The 23,594-nt window shown below is 44.3% G+C and carries 20 protein-coding genes; 16 read left to right on the top strand and 4 right to left on the bottom strand.

Features of this window, described 5'->3' with window-relative positions; genetic code table 11:
- Positions 1-3 precede the first annotated feature (3 nt).
- A complete protein-coding gene (gene lhgO, locus ACTWPM_RS01790) occupies positions 4-1,209 on the top strand; it encodes an L-2-hydroxyglutarate oxidase (protein ID WP_443131355.1) in 1,206 nt (401 codons plus the stop codon).
- A gap of 137 nt (positions 1,210-1,346) precedes the next feature.
- On the opposite strand, the gene ACTWPM_RS01785 is transcribed toward lhgO, so the two are convergent.
- The 3 genes from ACTWPM_RS01785 to ACTWPM_RS01775 all read right to left on the bottom strand — a co-directional run bounded on the left by ACTWPM_RS01785 (position 1,347) and on the right by ACTWPM_RS01775 (position 4,439).
- Positions 1,347-2,345, bottom strand: a complete 999-nt coding sequence (locus tag ACTWPM_RS01785; protein ID WP_443131354.1) for a hypothetical protein — start codon at positions 2,343-2,345, stop codon at positions 1,347-1,349.
- Between the two features lie 716 nt (positions 2,346-3,061).
- On the bottom strand, positions 3,062-3,367 hold the full coding sequence (locus ACTWPM_RS01780; protein WP_443131353.1) for a DUF3870 domain-containing protein: 306 nt from the start codon (positions 3,365-3,367) through the stop codon (positions 3,062-3,064).
- Between the two features lie 19 nt (positions 3,368-3,386).
- Positions 3,387-4,439 (bottom strand): DctP family TRAP transporter solute-binding subunit, encoded by a 1,053-nt coding sequence (locus ACTWPM_RS01775; RefSeq protein WP_443131352.1) that lies wholly within the window; start codon positions 4,437-4,439, stop codon positions 3,387-3,389.
- 94 nt (positions 4,440-4,533) lie between these two features.
- Here ACTWPM_RS01775 and ACTWPM_RS01770 point away from each other — a divergent pair, with 94 nt between their 5' ends.
- From ACTWPM_RS01770 to ACTWPM_RS01720, 11 genes are all read left to right on the top strand, one after another.
- The gene (locus ACTWPM_RS01770) at positions 4,534-6,153 is read left to right on the top strand and encodes an ATP-binding protein (RefSeq protein ID WP_443131351.1); all 1,620 of its coding nucleotides are present in this window, start codon (positions 4,534-4,536) and stop codon (positions 6,151-6,153) included.
- The gene (locus ACTWPM_RS01765) at positions 6,131-6,817 is read left to right on the top strand and encodes a response regulator (RefSeq protein ID WP_443131350.1); all 687 of its coding nucleotides are present in this window, start codon (positions 6,131-6,133) and stop codon (positions 6,815-6,817) included. Before ACTWPM_RS01770 ends, ACTWPM_RS01765 begins: the two co-directional genes overlap by 23 nt.
- Before the next feature lie 151 nt (positions 6,818-6,968).
- Positions 6,969-7,964: a TAXI family TRAP transporter solute-binding subunit gene (locus ACTWPM_RS01760; RefSeq protein WP_443131349.1), complete on the top strand. Its 996-nt coding sequence runs from the start codon at positions 6,969-6,971 to the stop codon at positions 7,962-7,964.
- A 38-nt stretch (positions 7,965-8,002) separates the two neighbouring features.
- The gene (locus tag ACTWPM_RS01755; protein ID WP_443131348.1) at positions 8,003-8,491 is read left to right on the top strand and encodes a DUF1850 domain-containing protein; all 489 of its coding nucleotides are present in this window, start codon (positions 8,003-8,005) and stop codon (positions 8,489-8,491) included.
- A 7-nt stretch (positions 8,492-8,498) separates the two neighbouring features.
- Positions 8,499-10,652, top strand: a complete 2,154-nt coding sequence (locus tag ACTWPM_RS01750) for a TRAP transporter permease (protein WP_443131347.1) — start codon at positions 8,499-8,501, stop codon at positions 10,650-10,652.
- A 16-nt stretch (positions 10,653-10,668) separates the two neighbouring features.
- On the top strand, positions 10,669-11,547 hold the full coding sequence (locus tag ACTWPM_RS01745; protein ID WP_443131346.1) for a fumarylacetoacetate hydrolase family protein: 879 nt from the start codon (positions 10,669-10,671) through the stop codon (positions 11,545-11,547).
- 5 nt (positions 11,548-11,552) lie between these two features.
- A complete protein-coding gene (locus ACTWPM_RS01740; RefSeq protein WP_443131345.1) occupies positions 11,553-12,344 on the top strand; it encodes an SDR family oxidoreductase in 792 nt (263 codons plus the stop codon).
- Positions 12,345-12,578: 234 nt separating this feature from the next.
- On the top strand, positions 12,579-13,793 hold the full coding sequence (locus ACTWPM_RS01735) for a C40 family peptidase (RefSeq protein WP_443131344.1): 1,215 nt from the start codon (positions 12,579-12,581) through the stop codon (positions 13,791-13,793).
- An 857-nt stretch (positions 13,794-14,650) separates the two neighbouring features.
- Positions 14,651-15,550 (top strand): formyltetrahydrofolate deformylase, encoded by a 900-nt coding sequence (purU, locus tag ACTWPM_RS01730; RefSeq protein WP_443131343.1) that lies wholly within the window; start codon positions 14,651-14,653, stop codon positions 15,548-15,550.
- Positions 15,551-15,645: 95 nt separating this feature from the next.
- Positions 15,646-16,530, top strand: coding sequence for a UTP--glucose-1-phosphate uridylyltransferase GalU (gene galU, locus ACTWPM_RS01725; RefSeq protein WP_443131342.1), 885 nt, complete (start codon positions 15,646-15,648; stop codon positions 16,528-16,530).
- Positions 16,531-16,676: 146 nt separating this feature from the next.
- A complete protein-coding gene (locus ACTWPM_RS01720; RefSeq protein WP_443131341.1) occupies positions 16,677-17,357 on the top strand; it encodes a toxin regulator in 681 nt (226 codons plus the stop codon).
- Between the two features lie 137 nt (positions 17,358-17,494).
- Here ACTWPM_RS01720 and ACTWPM_RS01715 read toward each other — a convergent pair whose 3' ends face one another.
- Positions 17,495-19,135, bottom strand: coding sequence for a PucR family transcriptional regulator (locus tag ACTWPM_RS01715; RefSeq protein WP_443131340.1), 1,641 nt, complete (start codon positions 19,133-19,135; stop codon positions 17,495-17,497).
- A 241-nt stretch (positions 19,136-19,376) separates the two neighbouring features.
- Here ACTWPM_RS01715 and ACTWPM_RS01710 point away from each other — a divergent pair, with 241 nt between their 5' ends.
- Genes ACTWPM_RS01710 through ACTWPM_RS01695 form a run of 4 tightly spaced genes read left to right on the top strand, consistent with a single transcriptional unit; the run spans position 19,377 to position 23,393 of the window.
- Complete coding sequence (locus ACTWPM_RS01710; protein ID WP_443131339.1) at positions 19,377-20,744, top strand: aspartate aminotransferase family protein; 1,368 nt, start codon at positions 19,377-19,379, stop codon at positions 20,742-20,744.
- 11 nt (positions 20,745-20,755) lie between these two features.
- Positions 20,756-21,457 carry a CoA transferase subunit A gene (locus ACTWPM_RS01705; RefSeq protein ID WP_443131338.1) on the top strand — a complete coding sequence of 234 codons (702 nt, stop codon included), beginning with the start codon at positions 20,756-20,758 and terminating at the stop codon, positions 21,455-21,457.
- On the top strand, positions 21,442-22,104 hold the full coding sequence (locus tag ACTWPM_RS01700) for a 3-oxoacid CoA-transferase subunit B (protein WP_443131337.1): 663 nt from the start codon (positions 21,442-21,444) through the stop codon (positions 22,102-22,104). Before ACTWPM_RS01705 ends, ACTWPM_RS01700 begins: the two co-directional genes overlap by 16 nt.
- 17 nt (positions 22,105-22,121) lie before the next feature.
- A complete protein-coding gene (locus ACTWPM_RS01695) occupies positions 22,122-23,393 on the top strand; it encodes a peptidase (protein ID WP_443131600.1) in 1,272 nt (423 codons plus the stop codon).
- The last annotated feature ends 201 nt before the right edge of the window (positions 23,394-23,594 follow it).

The raw sequence follows: 23,594 nt of genomic DNA, 5'->3' as shown, positions 1-23,594 counted from the left end.
AGAATGTATGATTATGTGATTATCGGCGGGGGCATTGTGGGACTATCCACAGCTTTCGCGATCGTTCAAAAGAATCCTGATGCTACCATTATGGTCGTGGAAAAGGAGCAGGAGCTTTCCGCCCATCAGACTGGAAGAAATAGTGGGGTGATCCACTCCGGTGTTTATTATAAGCCAGGAAGCCTAAAAGCACGGATGGCGATGCAGGGCAGAAACTCGATGGTAGAATTCTGCAAGGCTCATGACGTTCCTCATGAGGTCTGCGGAAAAGTGCTGGTGGCAACAGAACAAGAGGAAGTCCCACGATTAGAGGCCCTATATGAGCGCGTTCAGGAAAATGGATTGAAAGTGAAAAGGATTAGCCAGGACGAATTGAAGGAAATAGAACCTTATGCCAATGGCATTGAAGGGCTTCATGTTCCTTCGACAGGCATCGTTAATTATAAAAAGGTCAGCTTGAAAATTGCTGAATTGCTCAATCAAGCCGGGGTCGAGTTTTCGTTCGGTTCGGCTGTTGAGACGATTGATGAGCGCGATGGGGAGGTTGCGATTGAAACAGGAGAGCGTACAATACGGTCGCGCTTCCTCATAAACTGCGCAGGTCTTCACAGCGATCGTCTGGTTCGTATGGCGGGTATTCATACGGATCTGCAGATTGTTCCCTTTAGAGGAGAATATTTTAAATTAACCGAGGAAAAGAACCACTTGGTGAAAGGTCTGATTTATCCGATTCCGAACCCTGATTTCCCTTTTCTCGGCGTTCATTTGACAAAGATGATGGACGGCGGCATTCACGCGGGACCAAACGCTGTACTAAGCTTTAAACGTGAAGGTTACCGTAAAACCGATTTTCATTGGAAAGACACGTTTGATGTTTTGTCATTCCCGGGATTTTGGAAAATGGCAAGAGTCAATATGAAAGAAGGTATGAAGGAAATGGTGCGTTCTTTTCACAAAGAGAGCTTTGTGAAGAGTCTTCAGCGACTGGTACCGGATATTCAAGAAGAAGATGTTATTCCGACAGATGCCGGTGTTCGAGCCCAGGCGATGTTAAAGGATGGGCGTCTTGTCGATGATTTTCACATCATTACAGGTAAGCGTTCCGTTCATGTGTGTAATGCACCATCACCGGCGGCTACGGCTTCATTTGAAATTGGCAAAGAAATCGCGGAGCGGATTCCCCAAGTGGAACGAGTACAAGTGAGTTAAACGAAGAGACCAGTGCCCGGCACTGGTCTTTTTTTAAAATAAATTATGGTGTCAGCAACTTATAGGCGAAATATAACAGGATATAATAGAGACCTCTAAAAAGAGAAGAAAGCGAGGCGTCCTTTATAGAGGGCGGGTTAGCCGTTTCGTTTGTTATAAAGATCCATGATGGACAACGGAGTTTTCTCATGATCCTCGTATTCAGGAGAGGAATAGTGATCGTCAGACGTGGAGTGCTCTTTACTGATGGAGCTTGTTAATTTTTCCGGTAGAGAGTTGGAATTCGTAAGAACCCAAGGTTCAGCAGGGACCTCGACCCCGTCAGTATTCGCTACCCCCTGGAGATATGCTCTTTTCCTTAGTTCTAAGGTTTCTTTCAGGTTAACGGCATAGGCCAGCAGACTCTCCAGCGTTTCACGGTCGTATTCGTCCATGGAGTAGGAGTTCTCTTTCCTCATCCTCACGATAATCGTACCATCTTCTTTCGGTCGTTCCACGACCCCTAGTAAAAGGTTGTAAGGTCCAAAAACGGAGTTGTAATATCTTGTTGTGCTGTAAGGGTCAGAAAGAATCTCTTCATAGACATTTTGTTCAAAACTCTCAAGCTGAGAGTAAGAGACAATGTCAATTTCCAGTTTAACTTCACTCTTGGTGGCTTTAATCAGCTTATTAAATTCAGCAACCAGATAGTCAACAATATCTGGAAGGGCAGTTCTCTTTTCTCTAACTAACTTGATCAGGGTATCATCATGGTTTTTTAAAACAGAAGAAGTGAAGCGGAAGTTGCTGGTAATCGCTCGCTCCTTTTCTTCCCATTCCCCAAATTCTACCCCCAGTTTAAATACGGTTAGGCTTTTCAAGGCAGATAAGGATAAGACTCTGGCGAAAAAAACTGTAAAAAGAATTAGAATGGCAATCACGAAAAGAGCAAGAAGGGAAGGACGGATAAGATAGTCAATAAATGTTTTCGGACTCTCCGCATAAGCACTGTCTAAAATTTCATAATAGAAAAATCCGCCGTACGCTATGGAACCGATAATTCCAAGGGTGATCAATATGAAATAAATCTCTTTCTGGTTATTCATAATCATGCTTGCTGCTCTTGAGATCTTGCGCCAAATAGGTCCCTTATACATCTTTATCCCCTTTCTCTTTTACTACATCTTACTCTTAGATTACTACATTTTTCCTCTTTATGAATTATTTTTTCTAGATTCTGTTAAACCTCCGTGTTGTTATTACAGTAAAGCTCCCTTTTTCTTTAAGACTCAGTTTCGATATAAATGGGCCCGTTACTCTAGATGGAAAAGGATTGGTGGGGAAATAACTCGCTTTCCTGTGGGGGAACTGGCAAGCCTCCTCAGTCGCTATCGCTCCTTGTGGGGTCTCGCCTAGCTCCTTCTCCCACGGGAGTCTCTTCATTTCCCCACCAACCCAGCCATTTCTTGTGAACGGATCCTGCTCTAGGAGATAGAAGCCATTCTGAATCTGCCTCAAAATGCTTATATAACAGGGTTTTTACAGTTATACCCTCGTAGGATCCTAGGTTATACTTGTTCATTGGAAGACGTTTATGCAGAGAATTTTGAGCTCTCAATGATCGCAAAGGGGCGGAAGGGAACGGCGAAGACTCCTGCGGGATGAACATGATCGGTGAGATCCCGGAAGGCGAAGCCTGAGGAAGCTCACCACATGCCCGCGGAAAGCGAGCCGTTCCCTGGAGTCCCTTTCTCTACAAGATATCTCGAAATCGAGTCTTCAACTATCCGGCCCTATTGCTTAATAAGCCGTTGATGAAAATTGCATGTTGGTTGTAAAAAAGAGTAAGAAAAAAACCACCTGGGGGTGGCTTTTACTGGTGCAACTGATATTGTTTGTATGAATCCTTCAGAGCAGCTTCCAGCGCATTCCCGGCCTTTCCTAGATAACCTTCTTTGAGACGAGCGACCGGTTCGTCTGTTCCGTCTTTCAAACTGTAGCCTTTCAACAAGGATTTGATGAATTCTCGTCCATGGTCTGTGGCGAGCGTGCAGGAAGCGTCTACAATCACGCCATACTTTTTATCAATTTCCAAGGTAAGGGTTAAAGATTCGGATATGTGGTTTGCGGCCATTCCGGTAGGTAATTTGGAATGACCGGCAACAAATAAAGTGTTCATATTAAGTCCTCCTGTATGTTTATTGATACTTTTCCTGTAATCGATAAATTTCTTGCATCAGAGATTCCCCGACAATTGGTTCTGTTTCCTCATATACGGGTGTAACAGCCTCTTTCCATAAGACGCGTTGTTTTTTTGTTAAGTAATGAACATCAAGGGAGGCTGTCCGCTTGATCTGGCGGAGATGGGTATCGTTAATTTCTATGGAATGCCTTTTGATCCAATCAGTAGTTTCTTCCAAAGCCTGTGTAATAATAGCTTGATGCTCATTAGACAGCTTGCTCCAGAATTCGTCATTCATAAGAACCACATAACCCAGGTAGCCGTGATCGCTGATGGTTAAGTAGTCTTGCTCTTTGTAGAGATTCTTAGAATAAATGTTTGATAATGTATTTTCCTGCCCGTTGATAAAATCTACTTCTAAATTGTTGTACGTTTTATTGAATGGCATCTGAGTGGTACTAGCTCCCAGTGCATGGAACTGGGATTCAATAACAGGGCTCGGCATGATTCTCACGTGTGTTCGATTAAAATCAGAAGGAAGGATCATCGGCTGGTCGCTGCTAGTCATTTGTTTATAGCCGTTATACCAAAAGGTCATCCCTTTGACATTAGGTTCCAATTGATCAAGCAGGGTCCGACCAATCGTCCCTTCATAAGCTTCTTCCACTGCTTGATAGTTGGGGAAGGCGAAGGGGAGATCAAGCACCTGCCACTTCGGGAACCGCTCGGTGAGCTTGGATGTAGCCGGCGCAATCATTTGAATATGTCCATTTTTCAATGCATCGTACTCATTTTGATCATTATAAAGGGTACCATTCGAGTAAATCTCCACTTTAATATCTCCGTCGGTCCGTTCATGAATCAGGGAAGCAAACCGTCGGGCTGCTCTGCCTTTTGGTGTGTTTTCGGCAACGACGTGACTGAATTTAATAACGACTTTATCTTCAATTCCTTCCTGTTCATCATCGTAATTCAAGGAATCTGTGGCTTCACTCAAATCAAACCCGAACCAAAGAGCTGTCACGATCCCTGTTAAAATAAATAGACTAATGGCTGCGACAGTTTTCAATGAGACTACCCCTTGTAATCGTTTCCAATAGTGTAACATAGCTGTACTTTTAAGTGATACACTATAGATAATAGACTAGGGAGGAAGATCGGTCATGTCACTTAAACGGATGCCCATCCGCTGGAAAATTACTATTCTATCATTTGGAATAGTGGCCTTTACCGTTTTGATCGGCGGCATTATTATAATAGGAAATACCATTGAATCCAAAGAAGAATCACTTGGAGAGCACGCCCTCGTTACGGGGAGGACCATAGCGAATCTGCCAGCCCTCAAAGAAGGGTTAACGGAATCGGAGGGTTGGAAGAAAATCAATCCTGTAGTTGAGCGGATTCGGACGATTAACAGCTCAGACTATATTGTGGTTCTAAATATGAATCGTATCCGATATTCGCATCCGGTGGAAGAGAAGCTGGGTTCCTTATCTTCGGGCAAGGATGAGGGGCCGGCTTTTGGGGAACACAGTTATACCTCCAAGGCCGAAGGGGTAATGGGAGTAGCTGTACGGGGCTTTGTGCCCGTGATGAACAAAGATCACGAGCAGATCGGTGTTGTGATTGTCGGAAATCTCCTGCCATCCTTGACGGAGATTCTGCTAGGGATGAAAAGTGAAATTCTGCTTGTTCTTTTATTAACAGGACTCTTCGGAATTTCTGGTTCCTGGCTGCTCGCACGGCATTTAAAAGAGCAGACGTTTCATTTGGAACCTCACGAAGTGGTTCAACTGCTTGTTGAGCGGACGGCAACATTTCAGGCCATGAATGAAGGAATTGTAGCGATTGATAATGAAGGTAAAATTACCATTATGAATGATAAAGCTAAAAGGATTCTTGGGATCAAAGGGGATCAGAGAAAACAACGGATTGAACAGGTTATTCCCGATGTCAGGCTGGGGGATGTACTCACTTCGGGGCAGGGTGTTTATAATGAAGAGCTTCGCTTAGGGAGCGCATTAGTAATGAGCACACGCGTGCCGATACGCGTGGAACAGGAGACGATCGGTGCGGTCGTTATTTTCCAGGACCGGACTGATGTTACCAGACTTGCCGAAGAATTAACTGGAGTAAAAGCTTTTGTAGATGCTTTACGCGTGCAGAACCACGAGCACTTAAATAAATTACATACCATCGCCGGTCTTATTCAACTGGACCAGAAGGATAAGGCACTGAATTTTGTATTTGAAACCTCAGAAAAACAGGAGCGTCTCTCAAATTTTTTAGTGAAAAACCTGAAAGATTATAGTTTATCCGGTCTATTGCTTAGTAAAGTGAGCAGAGGAAAAGAACTAGGAATTGAAGTGGTAATTGACAGCCAGAGTGAGTTGCATCACTATCCTCCTTTACTTGATCAGCATGATTTTGTCGTTATATTAGGCAATCTAATCGAAAATGCCTTTCACGCTTTTGAGGAAGTAGAACGTCAAGAAAAATGGATCGATGTTTCTATCTCACAAAATGAACATAGCTGTTCCATCAGCGTAGAGGACAATGGGCAGGGAATTTCACAAGAAAAGCAGGCAGCTATTTTTGAAAAAGGTTTTACGACAAAAGGACAGAAAGGTTCTGGAATCGGGCTTTATTTAGTGAACAATATCGTGGATAAAGGAATGGGAGAGATCGAAGTTATTTCTCAAAAGGGAGAAGGCACAAGCATTTTAATTACGTTTCCTATGACACTTGAGGAGGATTCCTATGAGCAGGCAACAGGTTATTGAAGTATTGTTAATTGAAGACGACCCCATGGTCCAGGAAGTGAATAGACAATTTATTGAACGAGTGTCTCCGTTTCAAGTGGTTGATATCGCTTCTGACGGGAAAGAAGGAGTGCGAATGGCGAAAGAGCTTTCTCCCCACCTGATTGTTCTGGATATTTTTATGCCGGGACAGGATGGTGTGGAAGCTCTTAAAGAAATACGAAATCAGGCGTTTGATGTGGATGTAATTGTGATTACGGCAGCCAACGATAAAGATACTATCCGCTCAATGTTCAGGCACGGTGCCGTCGATTATCTGATTAAACCGTTTAAATTCGAGCGCCTGCAGCAAGCGCTCACGAACTACCGCGATTTTCGTTCGGAAATAAGTGGGGCGGGAGCTTTACAACAGCAGCAGATCGATGGGCTCGTTGGCAGTAAACTTGAGCAAGATGTCAAAGAATTACCTAAAGGATTAAATCAACAGACCCTGGAACAGATCACTACTTTTCTCGGCCAAAACTCAGAAGCTTTATCCGCTGAGCAGGTGGCTGACGGTGTGGGAATGGCCAGGGTAACAGCGCGCAGGTATTTAGAATACCTCCAAAAAATCGGCGATGTGGATATAGAGATCCAGTATGGAGGAGTGGGCCGCCCGGTTAATCGCTATCATATGAAAGTGTAAGACCTTTTGCAGATCAGGCAAAGGGTCTTTTTTTGACTACTATGTGACCAAAAAGACCAAAATGTCCAATATGTTCATAATATTCTAAAAATAATTTGAAAGCGTTACCATTAAATTTAGAAAATGAAATTCAGAAACGAGGGATAACAACATGTTGAAAAAATTAGTATTTTTGCTGGCACTTACTTCGGTGATGGTATTAGCCGCCTGTGGAGGAGATGGGGGATCGGAAGAAGCTTCTGGATCAGGCGGATCAGATTCAAAATCTATCGTACTTGGAACAGGGGGCACTTCAGGAACCTACTACCCAATTGGTGGAGCCTTAAAGCCGGTATTTGAAGAAAGCGACAGCATTGATAATGTGACGGTCGAATCGACAGGAGCTTCTGTAGCCAATATCCAAAATATTCAGGATCAATTAAACCAGATGGCGATTATTATGAGTGATGTCGGATATGATGCCATTGAAGGCAACGGACAATTTGAAGGGAATCCAGTTGATGTGCAGGCGATGGCCGGCATGTATCAGAACGTGGTGCAGGTTGTTGCCCTGAAAGACAGCGGGATTCAATCCATAGAAGATTTGAAAGGTAAAAAAGTAGGCGTTGGTAAAGTCGGTTCTGGTGTAGAGCAGAGTGCGAAGAAAGTCTTGGAAGCGGTTGGGCTGACTTATGATGATTTATCCAAGGTAACTCACACGGGTTACGCAGATAGTGTACAGGAAATGAAAAATGGAAACCTGGATGCGGCTTTCTTTACCTCAGGTGTACCGAACAGCAACATTACAGATCTGCAGCAGCAAACGGACATTAATTTTGTAGAAATTAAAGGAGAAACAGCGAAGAAGCTGATGGATAAATATCCTTTCTACAAAGCAAATAAAATTGAAGCTGGAAACGAAGCCAAGTATAACCTGGAGAACCCAGTGGAAACTGTAGGAATTCAGAATATGATTATTGTTTCTCCGGATTTAAGTGAAGATGTGGTGTATGACCTGACGAAGCGTTACTACGAATATTTAGGCACAGAAGGCGTTTCGGTGGGTGCGTTGAAACAGCTTGGCCGTGATGAAATTGCGAAGGATTTAGTGGCGCCTCTTCACCCGGGAGCTAAGAAATTCTATGAAGAACAGGGCATTTTAGAGTAAGGGAGATAGGGCATCGATCCGGTGCCCTTTTTTATACGATGAAATGGAAAGTAATTACGATTGCAACAGTCACTCTTTTTATTGGCATCTTCTTCACAGTTGTTAAGGTTCCACTGCTTGTAATTGATAGAGAAGGGGAAACTGAACATCTCTTCAGGTATAGGGAAGATGCGGAATTCTCCGTCCGTTGGACACATTCAGTGGAAAAAGAAGACTGGGAAGAAATGTTTGTACTTGAGGACGGGGTGATTGAACTAACAGCTACCCGTTTTAAGACCTTTGGAGCGGGAGTGCCGAATGATGCGGGTGAAGACACCTTCCTAAAAGATGGATGGGTCTATATGACAGGCATCACTCAAACGATTGGGAAAGAACTAGCCTTACGGACAGGTAGGGAGACGAGCCACCGTGTGATATATGATCGTCATCACCTGGACCTTAAGAAGAATCAGTCCTATCGAATCAGGGTCGCCCATTTCTCTATTTGGAAGGGCATCAAAACTTATATTTCAGTAAAGCTGAGGTGAGGGAAAAATGAAGAAAAAAGCAAAACAGGCAGAAGATTATGACCGCGAAAGTACTACCCGGGAAAACTTGGCCAAACCGGTGGCCTTGACGATATCCGTCCTTGCGATTGCTTTATCCTTGTTTCATTTATATACCTCTTACGCCGGGTCGCTTGTAGATATTAAGCAGCGGAGTATCCACTTGTACACATTAATGACCCTTGGATTTTTACTCTATCCTTTTGTAAGGAAAAAAGGGGGAAAAGGAATCCCTTTTTATGACTACATAACGGCCGCTCTTTCGCTGTTTGTCGCGGTATATATGTTTATTACTGCCGAGCGGATCATTCAGTCCGGAGGCCAAATTAACGACATGGACTTTTATGTCGGTATTCTGGTTATCGTGCTGCTGTTTGATATTACCCGAAGAGTAACAGGCTGGGGGCTCTCTTTATTAGGACTTGGATTTCTTATTTACGGATTTTACGTGAAGCTGTCGGTTTACCCTGTCCTTAATATGAATACGATTACTGGAGTCGGGAAACAGATTATCTCTCAGCTTGTATTTATTACAGAAGGTGTACTAGGTACAGCCATTGGAGTATCGGCCAGTTATATCATTCTGTTTATCTTATTTGGTGCATTCCTGGGACGATCCGGCATGGGCAAATTATTTAATGACCTTGCCTTAGCTGTCGCGGGTCATACGAAAGGCGGCCCGGCCAAAGTAGCCGTAATTGCCAGCGGATTCTTAGGTTCCATCAATGGATCAGCGATTGCGAACGTGGTTACTACAGGTACCTTTACCATCCCTTTAATGAAAAAAATCGGCTACAATAAGAACTTTGCCGGCGCTGTCGAATCAGCAGCTAGTGTCGGAGGTCAGATCCTGCCACCGATTATGGGGGCCGCTGCCTTTATCATGGCTGAGAACTTAAATGTAGCTTACACCAAAATTATTCTCGCTGGAATCATTCCGGCGCTTCTGTTTTATATCGGAATCCTTCTGCAGGTTCACTTTCGAGCTGCCAAACGTGGTTTGAAAGGATTGCCGAAAAGTGAACTACCTTCGTTAAAAGGTGTAATTGTCGAGCGCGGACATTTAATCATTCCCATGCTTACACTGCTTTATTTACTTTTCTCAGGAAAGACACCTTTTTATGCGGCTTTCTGGTCCATTATTGCGACCGTCGTCATTGCAGGGTCCAAGCGTATGCTTCCAATTATCACGGCTATTTCTCTCTTCCTGATTTTTCAGCCGCAATTGTCTGCTATTCTTACCGGCAGCTCCCTTCCGAACGTTAGAAGTGACTGGTGGGAACTTCTCATTATTCTAGTCGTACCGCTTTTAATTAATGTATGGAGAAAACGACTGAAAATTGAGGGGGAAGAAGTGGGTATTAAGGATTGCCTGCAAGCCCTTGAAGACGGGGCACGGACGACTGTTCCAGTAGCCATTGCCTGCGGGGCTGTAGGAATTGTGGTAGGTATCGCATCCTTAACCGGGGTGGCGCTGGAAATTGCTAACAGTATTGTCAATATCGGAAGCGCCGTGAACAGCCCGCTGATTCAATTGCTGATTACACTTGTGCTTACTATGATCACATCGATCATTTTAGGAATGGGACTGCCTAGTATCCCGACCTATATTATTACCAGTACGATGGCCGCACCGATTCTGCTGCAGCTTCCTCTGTACCGTGAAATTGCCGGTTCCACGGAAACGGCGACCTTTGTAGCGCACATGTTTGTCTTTTACTTTGGTATTTTTGCGAACATCACACCGCCTGTTGCCCTGGCCGCCTTTGCCGGAGCTGGTGTCGCCGGAGGGAATCCAAACAAGACTGGTTTCCAGGCCATGAAACTTGCGATTGCTGGATTCATCGTACCCTTCATGTTTGTGTTCTCCCACGAGATGCTTATGGTCGATGCCACCATTATAAACATCTTGGTGATTACAGTAACGTCACTGATCGGTGTGTTTTTGCTTTCGATTATGGCTGAAGGATATTTGAAAAAAGGTGTGCCTGGTTGGATGCGTGCGCTGTCCGGAGTAGGGGCGATGCTCCTGATTTATCCAGGATTTATAACCGATGTGATTGGTCTGGCCGTATTTGCCCTGGTACTTGCTGTGAATTTTAGAAAAACAAACGAGATCCAGCAGGAACGGTCCGCACTGTAATGAAAGGAGAAAGGGTATGCGCTTTTTAACAATTGAACAAGAGGGAATAGAAACAGCAGCCGTCCTCGATGAAGAAAGAAACGTTGTAACTGTCCATGCCATTAATGAACAGATGGATAAGGCGTGGCCAACAGATCTATTTGAACTTCTTCAATCCGAGAACTTTGTACGATTCAAGAACTGGTGGAATAATATTCCAAAACCTGAAAAAGAATCGTTAGAAAGAGCGGAAAAGTATAACATCTGTCCTCTATACCGCCGTCCAAGGAAGATTTGGGGGATAGGGTTGAACTATGTGGACCACGCGTCCGATCTCGAGGAGATGGCGCCACAGAAAGAACCTGCCAGTTTTATGAAGCCTGATACGACCATTATCGGTCAAGAGGATCTCATATGTATTCCGACTCAATCCGAACGAACGACCGGAGAAGCGGAATTAGGTATTGTGATCGGTCAAGTGTGTAAAGATGTTCCTGAAGAAGGAGCTGCTCAGGTGATCGCGGGCTATACGTCAATTATCGATATGACTGCTGAAGATATTTTAAAGCGAAATCCAAGGTATTTGACCCGGTCGAAGAGCTTCGATACTTTCTTCAGCTTCGGTCCTGAACTTATTACTCCTGAGGAAATTAAAGACGTAAAGAGTCTTAACGTCACGACGATCATTAATGACCGGGTTCACCGGACTAATGAAGTCAAAAATATGACGTTTGACCCTGATTATCTCGTATCGTTCCATTCTAAAGTGATGACCTTGCTGCCTGGTGACATCATCTCGACAGGGACACCGGGGGCTGTAGTGATTAGAGACGGAGATGTGATCGAATGTCAGATCGATGGGTTTACAACGTTACGAAATTCAGTGAAGGATTTAAAAGATAGTCAGAAAGGATGAAATAGATGGATTTCCAATTAAAAGATAAATCTGTTATCGTACTCGCTTCGAGTAAAGGATTAGGGAAAGCAATCAGCACAGAATTTGCTAAAGAAGGGGCGAAGGTACTTATATCCAGCCGCAGCGAGGAAGATTTGGCAAAGGCCAAAGCTGAAATTCAAGAAGTAAGTGGCAATCCGAATATAGAGTATCAAGTTTGTGACGTGACCAATAAAACACAGATCGAACAGCTTGTTCAAAAAGCAGTCGAACTGCACGGAACCGTAGATGTATTAATTAACAATGCAGGCGGTCCACCGGCAGGAACATTTGATGACTTCTCCGACGAAGATTGGCAGCAGGCGTTTGAGCTCAATCTGCTCAGCTTTACCAGGACGATCCGTGAAGTGCTCCCTTCCATGCGAGAGCAGAAGAGCGGAAGGATACTGAACATCGCCTCTTCCTCGATCAAGCAGACGCTGGATAATTTGATTTTATCAAATACTTTCCGGGCTGGAATCGTTGGGCTGTCTAAAAGTCTATCGCAGGAGCTCGCCCCTGATAATATTTTAATTAATACGGTAGGACCTGGCCGGATAGCGACAGATCGCGTCGCTTCATTAGACCAGAAGCGGGCGGACCAAGCAGGTATTTCTGCTGAAGAAGTCAGGGAGAAAGCTGAGAAGAATATCCCGCTCGGACGATACGGAGAGCCGGAAGAATTTGCTAAAGCAGTGGTCTTTCTGGCATCGGGAGCGAATACGTATTTGACGGGCCAATCGCTTGTAATAGATGGCGGGCTGGTCAAAGCTCTATAAATGAAAAGTGGAAGTAGACTGTCTCTGCGGAGGCAGTCTTTTTTTGGATGTATGGAAGTAGCTTAGGCTTCTTCCGAAATGGTAAGTAGAGCATTCACTATGTCTCCTCATTACTAATCATACGTATAAGAGATTTACTCAATGTGCTTAAGAAAGCCGTTGCAGGACAGATTAGTAAACTTTTTCACCTATATTTGGTAAAATTTTCACCAATACACTAGAGGAGGCTTATGATTGCGCAAGCATCGTGGAAAATGGATAGCAGCCGTCACGATTATGGTTATCAGTTTGCTTGTGTGGCAGCTGCCAGAAGATAATCGTGAAAAGCATCCCCTTGTCGAAGAAGCGGAAATCTATATAGGAGTTGATTACGAGCAGGAAGGTGCATCTCCAAAACAAGGTTTCGACAGCTCAGGATTTATTCAATATGTATTCAAACAAGTTTTAGAGTTCGAACTCCCTCGAACGCTTGAACAGCAGAAAAATATGGGGGAACAGGTAAAACGTAATTCCTTGCAGGAAGGTGACGTACTCTTTTTCAGTAAAGATGATGAAGGGCTTACCCATGCGGCGATCTACATGGGGAAGGATCAGATCATTCATCCTACCGTATCCGATGGAGTGGAAGTAACATCTTTTGAAAGCGACAGCTACTGGAGCGGAAATTTCGAAATGGCTAGAAGAATCACGGAGGCTCCGGAGATTGCAAGAGATGAAGACCTGGTACAAACCGCCCTTCAATACCTGGGAGTCCCTTATTTATTTGGAGGGGAAACGCCGGAAGCCTTTGATTGTTCCGGACTCATCCAGTACGTGTTTGAGGAAGCAAAAGGGATTTACCTTCCGCGTTCTACCGATCAGCAGTGGCAGGTTGGCGAGAAAATAGATATAGAAAATATTCAGCCAGGGGATGTTATCTTTTTCAGCGACACCTACCGGGACGGTATTTCTCATAACGGAATCTATATCGGAGAAGGTCGATTTGTTCACGCCTCACGGACCCAGGAAGTCACCATCTCTTATCTTAGCGGGGAATACTGGCAGGAAAAATTCACCGGAGTGAAGCGATTTGAAGAACTAATGATTCCGAGGGAAGATCCGGTTGTTTCAGAGGCCACTAAATATATCGGAGAAGTCCCCTATCAAAAAGATGGAACCACACCAGCTGGCTTTGACACCGCAGGATTCGTTGAATATGTTTTTGAGCAGCAAGGTGTTCCGTTCCCGCGTCGTGCACAAGAGCAATGGGAGGTTGGGGAACCTGTAGATAAAGAAGATCTCAGGCCGGGCGATCTTGTGTTTTTTAAAGATGATTATTTGAATCCCGCCTTCTACATCGGCAACCATCAAATCGTTCATGTAACCTTGAATGAAGGTGTCGAAGTAACGAATTTGGAGTCGAACGAATACTGGGCACCGAAATACTATGGAGCGAAGCGAATCGACTAACTCTCGCTTTGCGAACGGATTCATAGTACTCCGTGCTCACTTGATGGTCGACTTCTTGTAAGAGGAGTGGTTTTGTGTATCTAGCCTTAACAATTATATCTATCAGCCTCCTGATTATTATGTAATATGGGTTTCGCCGTTCTCTGTTTTCAAAGGATCCAGAGAATCTTAAAGTGCTGTTTGGGGTTTTTGTATTTTTACCACTGATCATTTTAACGATCTTAGTAGCTGCATTCCTTTAAAGAAGAAGGAATATTAATCATTCACAAGCTTATTAAACTAATGGGCCGGATAGTTGAAGACTCAGTTTCGAGATATCTCGGGTCCGTTGCCAAAAATGAATAAGGGCGGCTACGGAAACAACTCGCTTTCCTGCGGGGGAACTGGCAAGCCTCCTCGGTCGTTGACACTCCCTGTGGGGTCTCGCCTCGCTCCTTCTCCCGCTGGAGTCTCCTTGTTTCCTTCGCCTCCCTATGAATGAAGAGTGAACGGACCCTTCTGTAGGCGAAAAGGAGAGTTTGATCCGCCTCCAATATTTATATAACGGGATTCATTCAAATGGATAAGCTCGTGGTTAAAAATGTGTCCCCACCATAAACCAGATTCTTTCAAACATGATTACGAGCTTCATATATCGCAAGGTCCGGAGGGGGACGATGCAGACTCCTGCGGGATGAACATGATCGGTGAGACCCCGCAGAGCTTGCTCGAGGAGGCTCAGCACATGCCGCGTGCCTAGCAAGCCGTTAATTGCTTTACTTAAGAGTAAAGCCAGAAGTCCGATCAACACTCACCTTTTCAATCGTATCAGCCTCCTCTATAATGAAGGAAACAATGAATAAAAGGTGAGGTAGTCTATGTCTTCATACAGCAACGAACAAATCCAGCAATACTTAACTAATAATCAAAATAAAGCGCGGCTTCTGGTAAGCTGCAGCGACCAGCCGGGCATCGTATCAGCCATTTCTACATTTTTGTTCGAGCAGGGTGCAAATATTGTGGAATCCAGTCAATATACTACGGATCCAAGTGAAGGGACATTTTTTCTGCGGATCGTTTTCGAAGCCCCTGGTATGAAAGAAAAGGAAGCGGAGATAAGGGAAGCTTTCAACGATATTGGCGAGAAATTTTCAATGAAGTGGAAGCTGACTTTTCTATCCAATTTAAAGAAGACGGCTATTTTTGCTTCTAAAGAAGTTCACTGCCTGCGGGAGCTTATTTATCAATGGGAGAGCGGTGACTTAATGACAGACATTGCTCTTGTGATCAGTAACCATGAAACCGGCCGGGAGATTGTAGAGTCGTTCGGTATTCCGTTTTATTATATTCCCGCGAATAAAGATATTCGAAAGGAAGTTGAAGCTGAACAGCTGAGACTTTTAGAAGAGTATGAGGTGGACGTTATTGTACTTGCCCGCTACATGCAGATTCTGACGCCGGATTTCGTGGCGGCGCATCCATCCAAAATCATCAATATTCACCACTCTTTCCTGCCTGCGTTTATCGGAGCGAGCCCACACAAGCGTGCTTACGAGCGTGGCGTTAAGCTGATCGGAGCAACCTCTCATTATGTTACAGATGACCTGGATGAAGGACCGATTATAGAACAAGATGTGATCCGCGTCGACCACCGGAACGGCGTGCGAGATTTAAAGAAAAAAGGGCGTTTAATCGAGCGAAGTGTGCTCACCCGTGCGGTTAAGTGGGATATCGAAGACCGGGTCATTGTACATGAAAATAAAACAATTGTATTTTGATTCTTTATTACCATAAAAAATTCAGTTTGTTATAATCTGTCTTTTAAATTATACTAATATTAGACAAAATTCATGCTGAAGGTGGAATGAATGTAATGGGGAAAATAAAAAAAGCGATTATCCCGGCAGCAGGGCTGGGGACAAGGTTCCTCCCTGCAACCAAAGCCATGCCGAAAGAAATGCTGCCAATTGTAGATAAGCCAACTATTCAATACATAGTGGAAGAAGCAATTAAATCCGGCATTGAGGATATTATTATCGTGACAGGTAAAGGAAAGCGTGCGATTGAGGACCATTTCGATAAAAACTTCGAGCTGGAAGACAACTTAATGAGCAAAGAGAAATTTGAAATGCTCGACAAGGTGAACGAAACCTCGAATGTAGATATTCACTATATTCGTCAAAAAGAGCCTAAAGGCCTAGGACATGCGGTTTGGTGTGCCCGTAAATTCATTGGAGATGAACCATTCGCCGTCCTTTTAGGTGATGACATCATCCGATCGGAAGAACCGGGACTGAAGCAATTGATGGACCAATACGAAGAAACACGCTCTTCTGTTATTGGAGTTCAGCAGGTAGAAGAGGATCAGACGCACCGCTATGGAATTATTGATCCTGAGAACAAGAACGGCCGCTTGTACGGCGTTAAGAACTTTGTTGAAAAACCGCCTAAAGGTCAAGCACCATCTAACCTTGCGATCATGGGCCGCTACGTTCTTACACCGGAAATCATGATGTATCTGGACAAGCAGGAGAAAGGTGCCGGGGACGAAGTTCAGTTAACCGATGCCATCCAGCACCTAAATACAATCCAGCGCGTATTTGCATATGACTTTGAAGGTGCCCGCTACGATGTGGGTGAAAAGCTCGGCTTTATTAAAACCACCATTGAAATTGCATTAGAACGTGAGGACTTGAAAGACGACGTAATGGAGTTAATTACGGATCTGGTAGAGTCTCATGAGAAAGTAAAAAGTTAATTTCTGATGAGAAGACTGTCTCTTCGGAGGCAGTCTTTTTTATGTGAATTTTATATATAATATATGAACATATATTGTAATTTCCAGAAAATCAGCCGATAATACTATGGGAACATTAAGTCTTTAGTCTTAGGGGGGTGTTGGAAGTGAAGAAGAGTAAGAAAAAAGTCTGGTTATGGATCAGTGGCGGTGCTATTGTATTTTTTATTATGATTGGAATGGCTGTTGGAAACACCGCTGAAAGCGAAAGTCTGAATAAGAAAATCGCCTCGATGGAAGAACGGGTCGAGAAAAAAGATCAAACCATTGCGGAACTTGAAGCTAAATTAGCAGAAGCAGAGCCGTGGTTTAACCTAAGCGAAAAAGAGAAAGAACGGAAGTTAGCGGAAGAGAAGAAAAAGCAAGAAGCTGAAGAAGCAGCAGCTGAAAAGAAAGCCGCTGAAGAAAAAGCTAAGCAGGAAGCTGAAGAAGAGAAAGCTAAAGAAAAGGCGGAGGAAGAAGCTGAGAAAGGGTACGAAACGGGTACTACTTTTGAACAACTAGCTCGAACACCTGAGGATTATGAAGGAAAGAAAGTTAAGTTCTCTGGGGAAGTGATTCAAGTGATTGAAGCAGAAGGAGAAGAGACACAATTAAGGATTGCTGTCGATGATGATTACGACCAAGTTATCTTTGTTTCTTATGATTCCAGTATGATCGATTCACGCATATTAGAGGATGATAAGATCACCATCATGGGAGTATCTCTCGGACTATTAACCTATGAATCAACTATGGGCGGAGAGATTACCGTTCCTGCTATTGCTGTGGACCAGATTGAACAATAGCTCATCCATAATATAAATCTATACTCTCAGGAGAGGGCTGGGCTTCCGCTTTAAGGGAATCCAGCCTTATTTACTAATAGATTTAACTTTTAAACCCTTTCAATATTTCAATAAACTATGGAGTCATTTTCTGTAGCTCAGCCTTGAAAGTACTGCTCCAGCTTATAAGCTGCCATCGCAAGCTGCAGCTTTAACCGGTCATCCGCTGAATCCAGATTATAGCCGCTTCGTTCCTCAATGAGATTCAAACGATATTTCAGGGTGTGGCGGTGGATAAACAGGTCCGATGCAGCCGCTTGAATATGGTTGTTATGTTTAAAAAAAGCTTCCAGGGTATGAATAAGGTCAATACCCTGCTTGCTCTTATTTAATAAGCTGCCCATTTGCTCCTCGTAAAACTGCTTGAGGCTGAGGCCTGCTTCCTTCATCTGGAGTAGTAGGTGAAAGGTGCCTAGGTCATCATAGTGAATAATTTCTTTTTCTGTAAAAAGGAGACTATGGAGGTCCGCGGCATATTCAGCTTCTATAGCGCTTTGATTCAGCCGGCTGACGTCCGCGTAGGTTCTGCCAACCCCGATCATGACGGAAGTACGGGGCAGCTTTTCTTTCCATATACGATGTAAGCTCCTGGCTGTAGTAAGGCTATCCTCCTTCCAGTTTTTATTCTTCCGCTCTTTTACTTCAAAAAGAATCATTAATCCTTCGAATCGCTCCCTGATTAAGTACTGGCGACCCTGTTTTTCCAATTCTGCACGGGTAAGGTCGTAAAGAAGATCCATACTTTTCTTGAATTGGCTGCTGTCTTTGACATTCACCAGTTTTACGTAAAGGATGGCCTGGCTAAGGGAGAGATCAAATCCCAATTTCTTTCCACGTTCTAACGCCATCGAGGAAGTTTGAAAATTTTTATTGATCAGCTGTTCGAGAAACTCCCCGCGGAGGCGCAGCTGGGTTTGTAAGACGGCCTCTTCTTTTAAATATTCAATTGCAAATACAGCGGCCGCATGCTCTAGAGTACTTACATGAAGCTCGCTCCATTCCTCAAGTTCTTTAATAGCAATCAGACAGCCGTAGTTCTTTTCATTGGCGGAAATCGGGTAGAAGAGAATCTTGAATCTATGCAGTTCCAGATCCAGGGGCTTTCTTTCTATCTGGCATTTTTCTGAAAGGTCTTTGTAAGGTAAGGATTCATGGTCTACGACAAGTGCCGTCCCATCGATTCTGACCGCTGTATGTTTTTGCACAGAATTGGAGACTTCACCCGCTTCACCGATGACGAAAATAGATGACCCTGTCAATTCGGAGAGTCGCTCAGAGATGCTGGGCTTTCCTTCGTTATTAACCACGAGCTGGGTCAGTTGTTTATGAAAATCGAGGGAGGACGAGATTAACTCCATCTGTTTATTGACAATCTGCTCTAACATACTTTTTGTAATACTGGAAAAGTTGATGTCTGTGGGAAGTTCTATTAAAGGCAGATCATTCTGGTTGGCAATATCCTTAAACGCCTGAGGAATCTCCTCCAGATAAAATCCGGTATAGATGGCCACGCCGGATAGTTTTTTCATAGCTAATAATTTTTGAAAATGGGTATTGTGCTGATGTAACCCATAGCCTGTCGTTACTAAAAACTCCCCTTCCTGGAGCCGGCTGATATCCTCAATAACTTCTACGGTCGTCACCCATTTTATCAAGTTATGGGTACCACCGTTTCCTGCGATGAGACTGGCGCGCGATAGCCCCGGCAGTCGTAAAGCTTCGTAAACGGTAATGCTCACTTCCAATCCTCCTATATGTATAGCTCTGTATAATGATATTCTTATAAATCTTTTCTAACCATAGATAGACCGTACTTTTATTATACAATTCGTACAATAAAAAAGGTGTAAATTACATAAGAAAGACGAATATAATTCAAGTGTAAATTAACATAAACTGTATTTAATAGTAATATTTTTCAAGGGAATTTACGCTAAAGAGTCTGATACAGATTGTAGTGTTAGAAAGGAGGCAGAAAAAATGAACCATTCCTGGTTGATTAAACCTGTATTTGAGGACTTCTACCCTACAGCTGCTTATGGGGAGGGGGTATTCATATATGACGATCAGGGGAACAAATATTTAGACGGGTCATCCGGAGCTGTTACAGCAAGTATTGGTCATGCTGTGCCTGAGGTTGTAGACGCTGTGACTGAGCAGGCAAAGAAGATTTCTTTTGTTTACCGCTCTCAATTTACATCTTCACCAGCTGAACAGCTTGCGGAAAAACTAAATGATCTTGCTTTTGGTGCAGACGATCCTTATTATTCTTTTTTTGTAAATAGCGGGTCAGAGGCGAATGAAACGGCCTTAAAGATTGCTGTGCAGTATTGGCAGGAACAAGGGAAGTACCAGAAGCATAAGATCATTTCACGCTGGACCAGTTACCACGGGATAACAATGGGGGCCTTATCCATGTCAGGTCATACGGAACGTCGGAAACGTTTTGTACCGATGCTTGAAGGTTTCCCAAGTATTTCACCACCCTACTGCTATCGACGTCCCAGTCAGGAGTCCTGCAGAGATTTTGAAATAAAATGTGCGGATGAACTCGACGCCGCCATTCGTCGGACTGGTGCTGAACAGGTAGCTGCGTTCATAGCCGAACCCATTATCGGGGCAGCCGGTGGAGTTATTGTTCCTTCTGTTGAGTACTACAAACGCATTAAAGAAATTTGTGATTATCATCATGTGCTTTTTATTGCAGATGAAGTTATGACAGGCATCGGCCGGACAGGAAAAACATTCGCGATGGAGCACTACGGGGTCAAGCCGGATATCCTTACGCTCGGAAAAGGGATGAGTGCAGGCTATGCGCCAATCGCCGCCGCTCTGATCCATGACCGGGTATTGGAACCGATTCGGAAGGGGTCTAAAGCAATTATCGGCGGTCATACCTACAGTGCCAACCCCCAATCTACGGCAGCGGCTCTTGCTGTTCTTACCTTTATCGAAAAGCACCAGTTAGTTGATCGTTCTGCTGAAAACGGCGCATATTTATTAAACCAGCTGAGAAACCTGGCTCTTACCACGCCGATCATAGGAGATGTGCGTGGAAAAGGAATGCTCGTAGGAATTGAATTTGTCTCTCACTTGTTTACAAAGACTCCTTTTCCTAAACATGTGGATCTGACCCATACCCTGGTTCAACGAGCCCGTGATAAGGGGCTGTTAATTTATCCTGCATCAGCTGGGATTGAGGGAGGAGACGGAGATGCGGTCATTATCTCCCCTCCATTAACGATAAGTAAGCAGGAAATGGATACTTTGGTCACCCTGCTGCAAGAGACCATACATGAAGTTCAAAGAGAATTAATGTTGAAAGGTTATATGAATTCCACCGGATAGGAGGACTGAGGATGCAAAAAGGAACGCAGAATCCTGTAAATAAAATGGGAAGTGTTGATGAAGCTTTGGCTTATATTCATGATGGCAGCACGCTGATGTTCGGTGGCTTTGGCGGTATCGGAAATCCGCCCACATTAATTGAAGCCATTTTAGAAAAAAGGGTCAAGAATATGACGCTGATTGGAAATGACGCTGCTTTTCCTGATATCGGCATCGGCCGTATCGTCAGCCAAGGTCTAGCAAGGAAGATCATTGCCTCACACATTGGGTCCAATCCAGTAGCTGGCCAATTAATGACAGATGGTAAGTTAGAGGTGGAATTTTCTCCACAGGGCACACTCGCTGAGCGAATCCGTGCGGGCGGCGTCGGTCTGAAAGGGATTCTCGTGGATGTTGGAATCGGAAGCATGGTGGAAGAGGGAAAACAAAAGGTGACGGTTGATGGACAACCGTGCCTCCTGGAAACGTCGCTAAGAGCTGAAGTTTCCATAGTCTATGCGAAAAAAGCGGATACTTTTGGCAACCTTATCTATGACACAAGCGCTAGAAATACGAGCCCTCTTGTGGCTATGGCCGGAGATTACACGATTGCGGAGGTCGAGGAGATCGTACCTGCTGGTGAATTAGATCCCGAATGTGTGATAACGCCCGGGATTTTTGTTGACATGATCATTCAAAGTGAAGGGGTGAACTGGACATGGGCATGGGAGTAGAGCTTCGCAACCGGATGGCCAGGCGAGCGGCAAAAGAAATTGAACCGGGTATGATCGTGAATTTAGGAATCGGCATTCCTTCCCTTGTTTCCAATCATATCCCGAAAGACCTGCACGTGATGTTTCAAGCTGAAAATGGAGTACTCGGGATGGGTGAATCTCCAGAGGAGGGAGAGGAAAACCCGATGCTCTGCAATGCGGCTGGTTTTCCGGTCAGTATCGTCCCGGGTGCTTCTTATTTTGACAGCGCGACAGCTTTTGGAATCATTCGTTCAGGGAACCTGGATATTACTATTTTAGGCGGGCTTGAAGTAAGTGAACAGGGGAATCTGGCCAACTGGATTGTTCCACGAAAAAGGGTGCCGGGAATCGGCGGAGCCATGGAGCTTGCTCAAAAGGCTAAAAAGGTCATAGTACTGATGAGTCACGTAAATAAACAGGGAGAACCTAAAATCCTACCCGAGTGCGAGCTTCCGTTAACGGCTAAAGCCTGTGTGAATCTCGTCATAACCGATCGGGCCGTTATAGAGGTTACGAAGGAAGGACTTTTGTTGAAAGAAGTAATGACTCCTTATACAGTGGACGATGTAATCAAACATACGGCTGCTCCACTGCAGCTTTCTGATCAAGTAATCACCTTATCGTAGTAAGAAAGGGGGGACAAATTGTGGTAATCCATAAAGGTAAGATTCACGAATGGCTTACGGAGTATAGAGAAGAAGGTACGAAGCTTCTTCAGCGTCTGGTTCAAGCAGACAGTACACAAGGGAACGAAGCTGAAGCACAAGCGGTCGTGATCGAGACGTTAAAGGAATTGGGCATGACGATTGATCATTGGGAACCTGAAAGAGAAGAGGTAAAGAAGCATCCCTATTTTGCTTCTTCAAGAGAGAGCTTTACAGGAAGCCCAAACGTAGTTGGCGTCCAAAAAGGAACGGGAGATGGACGATCTATCATCTTTAACGGCCATATTGATGTCGTTCCTGCCGGGGACCTTACACAGTGGGAGCACGATCCCTATAGCGGAAAGGTCATTGACGGGCGCGTGTATGGCCGGGGGGTTACAGATATGAAAGGCGGCAATGTCTCCATGCTTCTTGCGCTGAAGGTATTAAAGAGTCTTGGCGTCAAGCTAAAAGGGGACGTTATTTTTCAAAGCGTCATCGAAGAAGAAAGCGGCGGAACGGGGACACTGGCAGCTGTGATGAGAGGGTATAAAGCCGAGGCTGCGCTGATCCCTGAGCCAACCAATATGAAAATTTTCCCCAAACAGCAAGGCTCTATGTGGTTCCGCATTTATGTGAAAGGACGATCGGCCCATGGCGGGACACGTTATCAAGGGGTTAGTGCGATTGAAAAGAGTATGATAGTTATGAATCATGTTCGCGAGCTGGAAAAAAAGCGAAATGATCAGATCACTGATCCACTTTACGAAAACATTCCAATCCCCATCCCGATAAACATTGGGAAAATTGAAGGAGGGGACTGGCCGTCTTCTGTGGCTGATCTCGTGAAAATAGAAGGCCGCATGGGGATTTCACCAGAAGAAACGATCGAAAATGCCAAGGTGGAAATGGAAAACTGGCTGGAGCTATTGAAAGAAGAGGATGTGTGGTTTGAAGACCATCCGCCTAGATTGGAATGGTTTGGTGCTCGCTGGCTACCGGGTTCTATGGACCAAGATCATATGTTCATGAGCACCCTTGTGGCTGGGTATCGTGATGTTCTCGACATTGATCCTGTAATTGAAGCGTCCCCCTGGGGCACGGACGGCGGATTGTTAACAGAAGCGGGAAATACGCCTTCTTTAGTGTTTGGGCCTGGAGTAACGGAAATGGCACATTACCCGAACGAGTATATTGAGCTGGATAAAGTATTTGAAGCCGCAGAAATTATGGCGTTAACCCTAGTTGAATGGTGCGGAGTAGAAAAGTGAAACCCCACTAAAGAGAGGGGAAGGTATAATCTACCACCTCAGGTCATCCAAATAATGGATGACCTGAGGTGGTATTTTATGGAAATTGTATTGAAATATGAATGTTTCATTTAATCGCTTTAAAAACGAACTTAAATGTAAATAAATGGTGTCAATCGTAGTTGAGGTATATGTTAAAGTATTTATAAGTTAACGTTTACA

It is taken from the genome of Halobacillus sp. K22 (assembly GCF_052246795.1).
Lineage (GTDB): Bacteria > Bacillota > Bacilli > Bacillales > Halobacillaceae > Halobacillus.
The sequence above is the reverse complement of the archived record's forward strand: the minus strand, read 5'-3'. Positions and strand labels throughout refer to the sequence as shown.